Here is a 13,808-nt window from a genome sequence, read left to right as displayed (position 1 = left end):
GCTAAATACCATTGTCGAAGCATTAATTAATGTTTCAACTTCTGTGCATATATGATGCACTCATCTATAATGAGTGCTATAAATTCTACTGATATTATTATGATTAGCGCTGCCGTTACCCTGCATAAAAGATGTGAGATGCTACGTATGAAAAATGATCATATAATTGTGGCATATCATATATGCATTTAATATAATTTGTTATGCCTGTTGTGCTATGTGGCTAATATAATTTGGTAATTTTATTGATTTTGTAAAGAGTCTACGTTGATATTACGTCTCTCTCTATAAGGTATTTATATTTTTGTTGTGTTATTTATAGGTATTTTTACTGTTATTTATTTATAATGCTAACTTTATTTTTATCAAATTTATCATACAAATATTTTAAAATCTTGCAGCTTGTTATGGTAATGCCCTAGTGAACTAAACTACCGTTTATATGTACTTGTTTATATGGATTATTTAGCATAGAAATAATTGTTTTTTGTTTGGTGAGTTAGTTTTTATTTTAGTATATAAAAGTTGATTTTTGTTTAAGCTTTTATCATGTATATTGCCATCATGTGGGCGTGATTTTTGCGTGTCACGATTGAAATAGCGATGATGTTTTTTATCCCCGGGTGACTTGATTTTTGGGCGGTTTCGATCGCAAAGATGGTATTCTTGGCTCTGGTTGAGGTCTTGTTGCCCGATAGCTTTAGTTTTATTGTTAGCTAGTTAACAATAATGAGTGATGAGGATGTAGCTAATGAGGGGCGTTTTTAGTAGTTTGTCCTATTACGTAGGATTAGTCTTCCCCACCACCATGAGTCCTGTAAAATCCTCTGAGTTTGTTCTTAAGTCTGTATCTCAGCTGGGGTCTGAATGTGTGCCGGCGGGTGGTTTTGTTGAGAGTAAATCGAGCTCTCCTACGAGTTTCTCTGCTTCTCGCTATGTAGCCTCTTCCATTTTGCAGTCCTGTAGTGTGCCAATGTTGCTTTACTGTCTAACTAACCTAGTAGAAGGTGCTATCGGTAGTAGTGTATCGGGTTCTGGCGCCGAAGTTATTGCTACTAGCCAGTCTTTTTGTGCTCTAAATTTCTTGATAAGTGCATTTCGCTATTCTTGTGGGGTCTCTTTGGCTGATATTTGTAAGTTTTTACCTAGACTTGATTCTCAGGGTGGAAATGCTTGTGGTTCTGATGTTCCTAAAGATACTAATGATGTTATGTCTAAGATTGTGGAACAAGTTTATTCCAGCAGTAATGTTACAGATGGACACGTGTCTAGTGAGCAATCGGATATGGAACACTGGTGGATGTTCATTAATTGCTTGAGTAAGATTGCGGGTATCGGCGATATAGGTAATGAAGAAGAGGATGATTACGATGAAGGAGTTGATGCATGTGGAGATAGTGGGCTTATGTCTTCAGTGCTTGCAAGGCATGCAAGAGCTGCCGTATGTTTAAATACTGCTGTTGCAACAGCCAAAGAATTTGCCTATTCTGCCCCAAAAACGGATTCTACGAGTTATAGTGCTGTTGCTAGGAGCCTCTGTATGTCTCTGTACGCAAATTTTGTACCTAAAGCAAAGGGTTGTTTTGAAGCCCTTGAAGTTCCTGCTGTCACTGAAATTATTGCTACTGCTGTTGCTACAGCTACCACTTTACCTACCATTGATTTACTTAATGTTACTTTTCCTACAAACTCTACTGGGTTGAATATTACTGATTCAATGCTTAATGTGACTGCTCCTACTCTGCCCGTTGGTACAACTGTAGGTGATGCTGATGTACATGATGAGAGACATTTGCCGATAGTTCTGTGTATTATGTCTGCGGTGGTGACTGTTTTTTCTGGTGTTGCTTTTTATTGTTTGAGACGTTCCTATACCAAGAAAAAGTTGTACTATAGAAGTATGCAGGTTATGAATACACTCCTTCAAGAGACAGCTTTGACCTCATTGAGTAACGGGGAGTCTGGTAATGAAGATGTGGATGACGTAAGCGAGTATCTCGAAGTTTCTGTAGATGAGGGAAGCGATGGGGAGGAGATTTTTTCTAGTGAGGTGCTTGGTCGCGGTGGGATAAGTAGCTTGGACGTTACTGATGGGTCTTTTTCTTCTTCTGTGCTTGCCATGTCAACTCCTAGACGTAAAAGAGCCCTGTTAAAATTAGTTGCCGGTGTTCCGCATTTGGTAACCAGTACTCCAGTTGCAGGTTGTTCTAGTAATCAGACTCATTCAGGTGATTTTGGCGAAGAGATAGAAATGTCCGTATTTTTTGCTTCCAATGGTGGTGTAGCGCCCGATGGTGATTATGTTGTTGCGGATAATTAGTAATGGCATGATTAATATTGGATTTCATACAGTATTAACCTTAGCTTCGGTAAATGTGAGTTACTCACCACTCTTCCTTGATTAAATTAAGATTTCATGGAGTATTATCTGTTAGTTTTCTGCTAGTGGAAGACATTTGTGACTCTAATTTGAGAACTAAGCTGCTTTACCCATGTCTAATTGTACCTTCTTGAGCGCGCAAGGTGCGATTTTTTTACTCTGACGACTTTCTTATAAACCTGATAACATTACAACGTACTATTATGCCGAATTCATCGGTGATCCAATTTTGTATTTTACCTCACCTTCACCTGTTTTTTTAGGGGGAGGTGTTTCTCCATAAGATTCTGCTTAATTTAGGTTTAAGGTTGTGTAACAGCTATGTTTTATAAGCCAGTATTGCGCATTATGTTAGGCAGTTGTAGTTTGCCTTTGCCTAGCTCTTTTCCTGCCAGTTTGTCTTCATACATCAAATCTTATCCACTTTATCTTGTACTTTTTAAGGATAAAATTGATTCCAGTAAAGAAAAAAGACTACACTCTATTTTTGACATTAAGGAAGAATTTTTACCATCATCAAAAACCGATTTATGGTGCTTTGTTTTGCCACGTTTGGGAAGCATATCCCCATGGTCATCAAAGGCAACACAACTCGTTCATAATTGCGGCTTCCATGAAATAATACGTATAGAAAGAGGGGTAGTTTTATTTAAACCTGAATATCCTATTGTCGAGTTAGAACATAAGATTCTACTCTTTGATCCTATGACTCAGGTTATGCTCTATGATTACAATAGCATATTACAGCTATTCGATGCTGGTTCTCATAGAACTCTTAACTACATTGAAAATGATATCGATTCTGTTAAATATGCATCCAATAGCTACGGCCTGTGCCTGGATTCTGCTGAGATAGATATACTTTCTAAACTTTATAAATCTTGGGGAAGGTCTGCCACAGATGCTGAGCTTCTTATGTTTGCACAAGCTAATTCTGAGCATTGTAGACACAAAATATTTAATGCATCTTGGATAATCGACGGCAATCAGGATAAATATTCTCTTTTTTCCCTTATTAGGCAAACTCATGCTTCTAACCCCAATAGTACCGTAAGTGCTTATATTGATAATGCAGCTATTTTAAAGCCGCGTGAATGTGTAGATTGGTATGTTAATTCCAATTCTCAGTATGTTTCTGAGACAAAAAAAGTAGGATTGGCAGTTAAAGTAGAAACTCATAATCATCCTACACTTATGGAGCCATTTTCTGGTGCTGCTACGGGATGTGGTGGGGAAATTAGGGATGAATCTGCTTCTGGGAGAGGCGGATTTCCATTGGCCGGACTATGTGGATTTTCTGTATCTAATTTACGTATACCTAACTGTAACCGCCACTGGGAGCTAAAAGAAAGTTCTGTTTTATCTCCTCATATGTCTACAGCATGGGAGATTATGATAAATGCCCCAATAGGAGCATCATCTTTTAATAATGAGTTTGGTCGGCCAAATCTGTGTGGGTATTTTCGTTCTTTTGAGCAAATTGTATCCAATACTTACTATGGTTATTACAAGCCAATTATGATTGCAGGTGGTATGGGATCGGTAAGGGAGAGTAATTTTCACAAGAAGAATATCTCTCCTGGGGATCTAATTATTCAGTTAGGTGGTCTTGGGTACCTAATTGGATTAGGTGGTGGAAGTGCTTCTTCATTTTCAGCAGGGCAAAATACAGAGCAGATAGATTTTTCTTCTGTACAGAGAAGTAATCCAGAAATGCAACGTCGTGCTCAGGAAGTTATTAATTATTGCTCGGCATTAGAAAGAAATCCAATATTGTCTATCCATGATGTTGGGGCTGGAGGGTTAGCTAATGCAGTGCCAGAGATAGTATATTCCTCTAATAAGGGAGCTATTTGTAATATTAGTGATATTCCAGTTGGTGAGGATGGTTTGTCTCCTGCAGAAATTTGGTGTAATGAATCTCAGGAAAGATATGTTTTGGTTATTCATCCAGATGATATAGATATCTTCCGTAGCATATGTAATAGGGAAAGCTGTCCATATTCAGTTATTGGCAAGGTTGTTGACGATCAAACCATTGTTCTTAAAGATGATAATTCGTCTACTACACCGGTTAATTTTCCTTTAAAAGATCTTCTATCATCTGAAGCCTCTAAGAAGACTATTACTACATGCGCCTCTCGTAGACAATATACTGTACTTAATCCAGTAAATTGCAATGATTACTCTTTGCAAGACATTGCCACGGAAGTTTTGCGTCATCCAACTGTTGCTGACAAATCTTTTCTAATTACCATTGGTGACCGTACGGTTGGAGGTTTAGTCTATCAGGATCAGATGGTAGGTCCATGGCAGATCCCAGTTGCTGACTGCTCCATCATTACATCTTCATTCAATGACTGTTCTGGTTATGCCATGTCAATGGGTGAGCGTTCTCCAATAGCCATTATTTCTCCAGCTTCCTCTGCACGTATGGCTATATCTGAATCTTTGACCAATATTGTATCCTCTGTTTACTGTAATCTTTCTTCCCTAGTTTTATCAGCAAATTGGATGGCTGATTTTGATCTTGAGGGACAAGATTTAGCGTTAAGAGAAGCTGTAGAAGCTGCTTCATCCTTTTGTTGTAACTTGAATATATCTATTCCAGTTGGTAAAGATTCCCTTTCTATGTCCGTGCATAAGGGCGCTGATAGGGTTTCCTCTCCAGTGACGCTAATTTCTTCTGCTTTTGCCCCTATTGATGATGTAAGAAGCGCTTTAACCCCATTACTCGCAAGAGACGATGATACTGATTTGCTACTAATAGATTTAGGTCATGGTAAGAACAGATTGGGTAATTCTATTTTTGCTCAAATTACTAGCCAGATTGGAAATGAAGTTCCAGATTGTGACGATCCTGAAGATATTGTTAGACTCTTTTCAGTAATAAAAGTACTTAAAGAAAATAAACTCTTGTTTTCCTATCATGATCGTTCTGATGGTGGTCTATTTGTCACTGTAGCTGAGATGTTGTTTGCCTCACATATAGGTATAGATTTAAACATTGATCCACTATGCTATGACCATAGCATTACAGATGTTGATTGGATGGATGTAAAGCCTGATTTTTTAAAGGGTCCGTTTGAAGACAAAATAGTGTCAGCACTATTTAATGAAGAACTAGGATCAGTAATACAAACATCTAAGTCTAATAGGAAGCAGGTATGGTCTATATTGAGATCTCATGGACTATCTGTATGTACTCATACGATAGGATCAATAAATATTAATCATAACAAGCTTAGAATATATCGTTCTTCAAAATGTATTTTTTCTGAAGAGAGACCTTTATTACACAAAGTATGGTCAGAGGTTAGTTACGAGATTAGTAAGCATCGTGATGATCCAGTATGCGCTAAGTCAGCTTTAGATCTAATATTGGAAGAAGAAAGAACCAGACTTTTTATAAAAGCCAGCAATAATAAAGCTGCCACTGTCTTACCACAGACACGTCCAGCCGTAGCCATATTAAGAGAACAGGGTAGCAATGGTCAAAGGGAAATGGCCGCAGCATTTCAGTATGTAGGGTTTGATGCGTTTGATGTCACCATGAATGACCTCTTGAATTCCTCTGTCAATCTCAGAAAATATCGTGGGTTAGCTGTTGTTGGTGGTTTTTCATACGGTGATGTGCCATTTGCAGGGCGAGGATGGGCTCATACTATTCTCTCAAATGATTATTTAAGGAAAGTATTTCAGGAGTTTTTTGCTCGCCCTGATACTTTTTCTTTAGGTGTATGTAATGGATGTCAAATGCTTAGTCAAATTAGTTCTTTGATACCAGGAACTGATTTATGGCCTATTTTTGAAACTAATAAATCACGACGCTTTGAGGCTCGTCTTGTTATGACAAAGGTAATAGAGTCACCATCTATATTTTTTGATGGTATGACAGATTCATGTTTTCCTACAATTGTTTCTCATGCTGAAGGTAGAGCATCTCGCAAGGATGCTAGTATTGTTTGTCTGCGCTATATTAATGGTATAGGGGAAGAGGATGATGCTTATCCATTGAATCCCAATGGTTCTTTCAGAGGAAACACCGGGTTTACCTCTGAGGATGGTTCTGTAACTATATTAATGCCTCATCCTGAAAGGTTATTTAATCCTTTTCAAACTAGTTGGGGAAGCTCTGATTCTTCATTTGCTCCATGGGCTGATTTTTTTGCTAATGCCTATTCCTGGTGTAAGAATACACCACACTAAAAGTAGGGACATATTCTAATATTTGGCAATTATGTACCGTTTTAGGTGTTTTTTTGCAATAAATCGTCCAATTTTTAACAAACAGCAAAATGTTGCTGAATATCTTCCCCTTGTAGTTGAGAAGATCCTGATTCTTTTTTTGCTTTGCTAATGTCTATTCCTGGTGTAAGAAATACCCTTACTTAAAGTAAGGACAAATTCTAATATTTGGCAATTATGTGTCGTTTTAGGCATTTTTTTGCAAAAAATAGTCTAATTTTCAACAAACAGCATAATATATTATGCCCAGTATTCTTATAGTTGAGCAGATTCTGATTTTTCCTTTGCTCTAAATCTGATTTCAATGTTAACAACACTGTAAGTGAACTACTCCCCCTTTACTTGAGCTAATGGTAAATTTCAGTATTTGGTAATTGTGCATTTTTTTACAAAAATTACCCAATTATCTCAAGATATATAGGTATTATTGCGTATAACTATCCTTTTAAAACTTAATGAGAATTATTTGTATTATTATTTTGAAGGCTAAGATAGTATAATGAGATGATGTTATTCATCTGTTTACTATAGGTGAGGGGTTATTAATGTACAGTATGTTTATGTTGACCCTTAGAGAAGGGATAGAGTCTTTCATAATTATTGCTATTACCGCTGCTTATTTAAGGCAAACTGGTCGTTCTTGCCTGCTTCGATCAGTTTTTGCAGGTCTATTTTGTTCTGTTTTGCTTTCCACATTTTTGGGAGTAAAACTCTATAATTATGTTGTTCAGCCTGTAGCTGAAGGTGTTATGGCTATTACAGCCGCCTTCTTAGTTTTATCCATGCTTGTTTTTATGAGAAAGTTTGGTCCTAGGATGCGTCAGTCTATTTCCAATAATATAGATGAAGTCACAAGCTTACCGTGGGGCTCTCATATAGGAATTTTTTTGTTTACTTTATTGATGATATCCCGTGAAGGGATGGAAGTTGCCTTCATGGTGAATGTTCTTCTACATCAATCTGCTGGTGGTTCTTCACATATGCTCTTAGGAGCTGTGTTGGGGGTTTTTACCGCACTTTCCTTAGGAGCTCTTTGGCTTTTTTACGGACCACGCGTCAATTTGTCAATATTTTTTGGCGTGACTGCTGTATTTTTGTATATGTTTTGTTTTCAGTTATTTTTCTACTCTTTTCACGAATTTGCGGAGGCTGGTGTGTTGCCACTCCTAGATAATGAATATTGGCATAATTTGACCGAGATTTACGGTCCAGAAGGAGTATATGGTAGCTACTATACCTATCTTATGGTACTACTGCCATTTTTGTATTTGCTGTACAGTCTTTTTATAAAAAAGCATCAGAGAAGATTACATGGTCATTCCATAGCTCATTGATGAAAGCTACTAGATTTTGTAGTTAATCGTGTTCCAGTATCTACGTGCGTACTTTGTTCTTGCTTAGCTACACGAGTGGTGTTTTCATGCCTGCGCTTTTCGTATTCGTTGTAGATATCAAGTTCTCTGTCTTCTGTTGTTCTAACTTTGTGTATACTGTGTGTTTCTTGTCATAGTTATTCATACTAGATTTCTGCTCTCATATAACACATAAGTTGCTATTTCTGCAAAATACAAAATTAAATTTTTATGTTCTGTAAATTGGTGATATTTCTACGTTTGCGTACATTAATATCCCTTTGTTTAAGTACACATTACAGCTAAGATAAAAATAGTTATTGTGATTGTCATCTGGATGGTTGGTTGTTTTATTTTCATAATGATTGTTGAATTTTGTAGTTATGATATGTATGTTATGTGAATGTTTATTGCGCTCTTCAGTGTTGGGGTAATTTAATGCGATGTGTTAAAGGTTCTGAAGAAGAAGTTTCTTTGTTATTGCCTGATTCAGACGATCAATATGGGAGTATTGTTCAGTCGTCCGGTGCTTTGGAAGGCACGGATTTTGTATTTGTTTCTGATTCTGGTGCCTCACTTGCTTCTCCTATCAATTCTTCACACGTTTTGATTTCTATAGATGATTTTTCTAGAACTGAATCTACCCAGGTGATGTCAGTTTTGATGGTGGCTCTTGGGTATGTGCTTAGAGCAGAGGGTCGTGAAGAAGGTCCAACCGAAGAAGAATTGAGTTGCATATCGCGGTTGAATGAAGCCGTGTCTGACATCTTTTCTGCCGGTGCTTGCCCACAGCTATCACTAGATAGTTTGCGCAGTACACTAGAATCTAATCTATTGCCAGAATTAACTGGAGTTTCTTCAATTAGGGACAGAGTCGAGCTGATGATAGAAGTTTTTGATAAACTTCATCCAGGAAAGATTTCTAGTTTTTCCGAGCCTACCGGAAACTCCTTAAAACGAACATTAGTAAAATTGTACAGATTTTTTAGGTACTCACAAAATCCTCTAATTCGTTGTTGCTGCCAAGGTATTTTTGTATTTATGACACATACTTGCTACGAGTATTTTGCTTATGGGGTGTGTTTGTTCTTGCAACGTCACAGTCTTGATGCTCTTACTTTGTGCCAGAAGCTCTACGAATCTATCAAACGTTGCTTACTTTATAGGCACAGTCATGGGCAGCATTTAGTATAGAGAGATAAAATTATGGCTAGTGTGAATTTTGCTGATGCGAGAATTTTTGCCAGCGAAGATGTTTCTGGATCAGGAGAAGATTTTGGTGTTGCGGTTTTGCAACCCGTGTCCCAATACCAGCCATTGCATGGTAGTGCTGTGACCTCACAACCTAGGTCATCTCATAGGCTATCATCCGGATCACTTGCAAGTATGTCTTCTGTTGTTTCTTTAGAGCAAGAATTAGGTGTTGATGAACCACTACAACAGCGGCATCTTGATGATTTTCTATTAGCTGTTGCTTTAGTTAAATATTTGTCCGACAAGGGCAATAAAACGCTAGGTTTAGGTGAAAATGGAGATTCTATTATCAATATTATGTCCGGTAATGGTGATGATGTTAATTTATCCTCAAGATCCTCTTTGGATATAGCATCAATGGTTGTTGATCCAGTGTTTGCTTCTGTTATAGAGGACGAGCGTTTTACAATATTAGAGTCGGAGCTCAAGGAATTTTATCCTTCCTCAGATAATGACCAATCTGGAAATTTGTGCCTTTCGCGCCTGCGTTCCCTCTACAAAGATGTTAAGTATAGGCGAACTTTTTGTGGCGCTGCCACCAGATTTAGCTGCACCATACTTCTTCACAATTTTCTGCAAGATTGGATTTGCATGGGGTTATGTAGATGGCTTTCTATGTATAATCTAGACTCGGAAAGTGTGGGCAAAATGATCTGGGGCTTATTTAAAAGATGTTTAGGTAATGCATAGAAGTGCTTGCAAAGTTATTCGTGGCTTATTTTTGTTAATTACATACTAGTACCACTCGGTGGGTTGTGTGCACACAAATCTAGCGTTGAAGTTCGAATATATAAAACACGTTCCTTTCTGGCTGTTCTTGTATCAGCAATTTTTGTAGGTATTGCGTGCAATAGTTATGATAAGCATGTTGTAATTTTGTTAGTCCTCATCGCCGAATAATTCTATCATTGACATGCTAATTTTGTAAATTTGGGGTGCTAGAGTGGGGGACACGCTCTTCGTATGAGTAATTCTTTTTCTTCTTCTTATAACTCTTGCGTCGTGAGTAATAACGACCAAGTTATAGATGAACTGGAGGCTGTTTGTGTACAGCCACAACGTAGTAGTACTACTATAACCGGAAGAGGAATAGATCTTGTAGATTACGATTCTCTGCCAGGTAGCGAGAATGGATTTTCAAATGCTTCTCTCCCGTCAAGATTTTCCTCCTCATCTTCTCTATGCTCTCACCAATCTTTTCAGGGTAGATCAAGTTTGTGTTCTGCCAGAACTGATGAGTATGATTCTTCCGTACATGATGATTCTGCACTAGAAGAGATTATTTCTAAATTGTCTGCTGTTCCTAACGAAGATCTTCTTGGCCTGGGTGATTTTGTTATGGGACTAGAGAAAATGATTCTAGGTGTTGTTTTGCCACACAATGACGATACGTATACGGATATAGCACTGCGGATCGCTCTCCTTAGGAGACACATTGATTTTTGTGATATAGGTGAGCGCATTAACGATTTAGAGATGTTTAGAGATACTACGATTAGAGAAGGATATGATCCTTCCAGGTACTCTAATCGTAGATGCTCACTTTTCATGCGTTGTTGTTGTTTTCTTGTTAGATCTAACCTTCCACATGTCGTATGTTTGAGGAATGTTTTCTTGTTTTTTGCCTCCAATTTGTATTTCGATTGGGCTACTTATGCGCCCTGCGAATGGCTCGATAGTAACGGATATACGGCATCCAGCCTATTAGAATTACTCTGCGATTTACTTTAAAGTAAAGAAAATTTTGGCGTGGCGGAGAGTTTGATTGTAAGTTCTTCCGCGCTAGTGTACAATCTCGGGGCAAGTGTGACATTTTGGGACTGTTTATGGCGCGTCGCTGTCAAATTACTGGTAAATCTCCTATGGTTGGTAATAGAGTTTCTCATGCCAACAATAAGACTAAGCATCGATTTTTGCCGAATTTACACTACAAGCGTTTTTGGCTTGAGTCCGAGGGCAGGTGGGTTCGTTTGCGTGTGTCTTCTGCTGCTATAAGAACTATTGATAAGAACGGCATAGATGCATTTTGGCCTTCCTGTAGTAAAATGTAATTCTGCTTTTTTCTTCCCGTAGTTTGTTGCTTTGGTATTTTTTCTGGTTTATGCTGTACTTTCCTATGGGGGCTGTATGAGAGAGAAGATTAAGTTGGAGTCGACGGCTTCCACTGGGCACTTTTATTCTACTACTAAAAACAAGAGAGCTTTGAGTGCTAAGCTAGAGTTGAAGAAGTACGATCCTGTTATCCGCAAGCATGTTTTGTACAAAGAGACTAAGATGAAGTAAAAGCTGTGCAAGAGGGTGTTTTGTGCTTTCTGTTTTTTTTACTATGCGTTAGGTTCCCTTGTTCGGGTTGTTTCTAGGTTCTCCTTTCTTTGCTGTTTTTCAGAGTTGCGCTTTGTGGTGCGCGTGATTTGTGTGTGCTACGGAGTGGAGGTGCATAAAGATGTTTGGTAATTATGGTACTTTTCCCCATTTTGAGATGCCCGATGCTGAATCGAATGAGTCAGTTTCAGATTGTGAGGAGCCACTTGCAGCTTCTTCTTGGGGTGATTCTGTTTTTGTTGATGAAGTACCCACTGCTGTTATATCCTCACAGCCTCTTAGACATGCTCCCCCTGTTGATGAATTAGCTGTTTCTATGCCCGATTACAGAATTGATCGCGCTTGTTTTGCATTAACACAGGCTGTAGGCTACTTGATGTCTATAAAAGAATCAGGCAGAGAAGTAACGGTATCTCAGGTAGCTGCTATATCGAGATTAGAACAAGACCTGAACGACCTTATGGATACAAATCGAGTTCTTCTTAGCTCTGGGTCTGGACTTAGACCACTTCAGTCTAGTATTCGCGACTTGCTTGGTGTACCATCATTGAATAGGCGTTTGCTCTCCCTAGAGTCTTGGGCTGAGCATAGTAGTCCTGGGTTCCGCGGTGTGCCTGCAGTTGATCCTAACAGCAGATGTGCTTGCCTTAAGCGGTCCGCGTATACTTTTAGATACTCCGCACATCCATGTTTTAGAATGCTTAGAAGAGTCTTGGCTATATTGGGATTTAGCTTTGTATACGATTGGGTTACTTTTCCTGTGTTTAAGTTTTGTTATCAGCATGGACTAGATTGTATTTCCGTATCTGGCATTATCTGTTCCAAACTCAAGGGTTGTTTGGACGTAATATTCGGATAGGCTACCCCCCCTGAGATTCATGCGCCACCACGCCCGATACTGCAGTTTAGCTAGTGTTCACAGGTATACAGACAGACTTTGCAACCTGTGGAGGACTATGATGTTTTGGGGTGCTCACTGTGCAGGTAACTACGTGTGGCAAACCCTATGCCGTTTTCGCTAAACTCATCTACTATGTTTTTTAGTATTTCGTCTATGACGTCGCTACTGTGCTCTCTTATGTCACTTACCCAGAAACACATATTTACAACAATCCCCTCAAGACTAATTTGGGAAACTCTTGCCGAGGTCCTGTCTTTACTCGTAACATCCTTATGAGAGTTAATGGCATTCACCATTATAGAAATTGCCTTTTTCAAGTCTGCTTTGTGCTCAAGAGTTATTGATGTGTCCAAGCGATTACCAGGAGTGTACCTGTTCATATTAAAATTTTCCACAGTACCACCAGATACTATGCTGTTAGGCAAGACTATGGCTGTTCCATTGTACCTTTGAATTGTAGTAACCCGTAACGACATATCCTTTACTATGCCTTGCAATCCATTTACCATTATGCAATCACCAATTTGTATTCTGTTTTCAATCAACATTATCAGACCATTTATATAATTGCTTGCTATATGATTTAAACTTAATCCCAACCCTACACCCAAGGCACCACTAAATACATTTATTGCTGTTGCGTCAATTCCTATCAATGGTAGTGCTACCAATACCGCTAAAACAATTAATATGGTTCTGCTAACGTTTATAATGGCAATTCTGGCATTTATTCGTAAATCTGATTTATTAACCCAACTAGCCAAAATTGATGATATGTATAATCCAGTTAATAGACTCAAAAATATGATAACAATGGCGCTTATAGACTCAAGTATGCCTATTTTATGTTTTCCTATCCTGAAAAAGATACTGCTTAACAGTTCTGGTAAGACAGATGTTGTTCCAGTTACACTAAGTACAAAGTTGGCAGATATAAGAAATAAAGCAGCTTTGTTAATTATTTTTTTAAATTTGCTATCATCAAAAACACTATCAACCATTAACCACAGTATATGAACTTCCAACAAAGCTACCGCAAAATAAAAAAATATAGTTACTAAATTGGTATCAATTGACAAAAAAGATGACACCGTATCCACAAGCACAGATAATATTAGTAGCATCAATGGAAAAAATATTTTTTTTATGGATGTGAATTTAGAAAAGTAAGTACTTTTTTCTTCAAAAAATTTTGTAACTATATGTGAAAAAAATACCATCAGCACTACGGTTATAACACCAAGTATTGTTTCCAAAAAGTTCTTTTCTACATATATACTGGTAATTACCCGTCCGAGAGGAGAATGATATAAAATATCGCTTATGTTATTGACATTCATAGTAAAAGTAC

10 protein-coding genes are annotated in these 13,808 nt (G+C 38.0%); 9 read left to right on the top strand and 1 reads right to left on the bottom strand.

Going from position 1 to position 13,808, the window contains the following annotated elements:
* Positions 1–808 precede the first annotated feature (808 nt).
* The 9 genes from A6733_RS04345 to A6733_RS04305 all read left to right on the top strand — a co-directional run bounded on the left by A6733_RS04345 (position 809) and on the right by A6733_RS04305 (position 12,415).
* On the top strand, positions 809–2,320 hold the full coding sequence (locus A6733_RS04345; protein WP_141663331.1) for a hypothetical protein: 1,512 nt from the start codon (positions 809–811) through the stop codon (positions 2,318–2,320).
* Positions 2,321–2,728: 408 nt separating this feature from the next.
* The gene (gene purL, locus A6733_RS04340; protein ID WP_242641593.1) at positions 2,729–6,589 is read left to right on the top strand and encodes a phosphoribosylformylglycinamidine synthase; all 3,861 of its coding nucleotides are present in this window, start codon (positions 2,729–2,731) and stop codon (positions 6,587–6,589) included.
* A gap of 584 nt (positions 6,590–7,173) precedes the next feature.
* Positions 7,174–7,962, top strand: a complete 789-nt coding sequence (locus A6733_RS04335) for an FTR1 family iron permease (protein ID WP_092402167.1) — start codon at positions 7,174–7,176, stop codon at positions 7,960–7,962.
* Between the two features lie 456 nt (positions 7,963–8,418).
* The gene (locus tag A6733_RS04330; RefSeq protein ID WP_092402164.1) at positions 8,419–9,174 is read left to right on the top strand and encodes a hypothetical protein; all 756 of its coding nucleotides are present in this window, start codon (positions 8,419–8,421) and stop codon (positions 9,172–9,174) included.
* A gap of 12 nt (positions 9,175–9,186) precedes the next feature.
* Positions 9,187–9,924: a hypothetical protein gene (locus A6733_RS04325; RefSeq protein ID WP_092402161.1), complete on the top strand. Its 738-nt coding sequence runs from the start codon at positions 9,187–9,189 to the stop codon at positions 9,922–9,924.
* Positions 9,925–10,197: 273 nt separating this feature from the next.
* Positions 10,198–10,965: a hypothetical protein gene (locus A6733_RS04320; protein ID WP_092402156.1), complete on the top strand. Its 768-nt coding sequence runs from the start codon at positions 10,198–10,200 to the stop codon at positions 10,963–10,965.
* A 95-nt stretch (positions 10,966–11,060) separates the two neighbouring features.
* On the top strand, positions 11,061–11,285 hold the full coding sequence (gene rpmB / locus A6733_RS04315; RefSeq protein WP_092402153.1) for a 50S ribosomal protein L28: 225 nt from the start codon (positions 11,061–11,063) through the stop codon (positions 11,283–11,285).
* 76 nt (positions 11,286–11,361) lie between these two features.
* Positions 11,362–11,517 carry a 50S ribosomal protein L33 gene (rpmG, locus tag A6733_RS04310; protein WP_092402150.1) on the top strand — a complete coding sequence of 52 codons (156 nt, stop codon included), beginning with the start codon at positions 11,362–11,364 and terminating at the stop codon, positions 11,515–11,517.
* A 160-nt stretch (positions 11,518–11,677) separates the two neighbouring features.
* A complete protein-coding gene (locus tag A6733_RS04305; RefSeq protein WP_092402147.1) occupies positions 11,678–12,415 on the top strand; it encodes a hypothetical protein in 738 nt (245 codons plus the stop codon).
* Between the two features lie 95 nt (positions 12,416–12,510).
* Here A6733_RS04305 and A6733_RS04300 read toward each other — a convergent pair whose 3' ends face one another.
* On the bottom strand, positions 12,511–13,797 hold the full coding sequence (locus A6733_RS04300; protein ID WP_092411330.1) for a mechanosensitive ion channel family protein: 1,287 nt from the start codon (positions 13,795–13,797) through the stop codon (positions 12,511–12,513).
* Positions 13,798–13,808 lie beyond the last annotated feature (11 nt).

The sequence above is a fragment of the Candidatus Ichthyocystis sparus genome, assembly GCF_900078745.1.
Lineage (GTDB): Bacteria > Pseudomonadota > Gammaproteobacteria > Burkholderiales > 2013Ark19i > Ichthyocystis > Ichthyocystis sparus.
The sequence above is the reverse complement of the archived record's forward strand: the minus strand, read 5'-3'. Positions and strand labels throughout refer to the sequence as shown.

What these genes read in the sequence shown, in the direction of transcription:
- A6733_RS04345 (WP_141663331.1), top strand. Translation starts at nt 809, where the DNA reads ATGAGTCCTGTAAAATCCTCTGAGTTTGTTCTTAAGTCTGTATCTCAG.
- purL (WP_242641593.1), top strand. Translation starts at nt 2,729, where the DNA reads ATGTTAGGCAGTTGTAGTTTGCCTTTGCCTAGCTCTTTTCCTGCCAGT.
- A6733_RS04335 (WP_092402167.1), top strand. Translation starts at nt 7,174, where the DNA reads ATGTACAGTATGTTTATGTTGACCCTTAGAGAAGGGATAGAGTCTTTC.
- A6733_RS04330 (WP_092402164.1), top strand. Translation starts at nt 8,419, where the DNA reads ATGCGATGTGTTAAAGGTTCTGAAGAAGAAGTTTCTTTGTTATTGCCT.
- A6733_RS04325 (WP_092402161.1), top strand. Translation starts at nt 9,187, where the DNA reads ATGGCTAGTGTGAATTTTGCTGATGCGAGAATTTTTGCCAGCGAAGAT.
- A6733_RS04320 (WP_092402156.1), top strand. Translation starts at nt 10,198, where the DNA reads ATGAGTAATTCTTTTTCTTCTTCTTATAACTCTTGCGTCGTGAGTAAT.
- rpmB (WP_092402153.1), top strand. Translation starts at nt 11,061, where the DNA reads ATGGCGCGTCGCTGTCAAATTACTGGTAAATCTCCTATGGTTGGTAAT.
- rpmG (WP_092402150.1), top strand. Translation starts at nt 11,362, where the DNA reads ATGAGAGAGAAGATTAAGTTGGAGTCGACGGCTTCCACTGGGCACTTT.
- A6733_RS04305 (WP_092402147.1), top strand. Translation starts at nt 11,678, where the DNA reads ATGTTTGGTAATTATGGTACTTTTCCCCATTTTGAGATGCCCGATGCT.
- A6733_RS04300 (WP_092411330.1), bottom strand. Translation starts at nt 13,797, where the DNA reads ATGAATGTCAATAACATAAGCGATATTTTATATCATTCTCCTCTCGGA.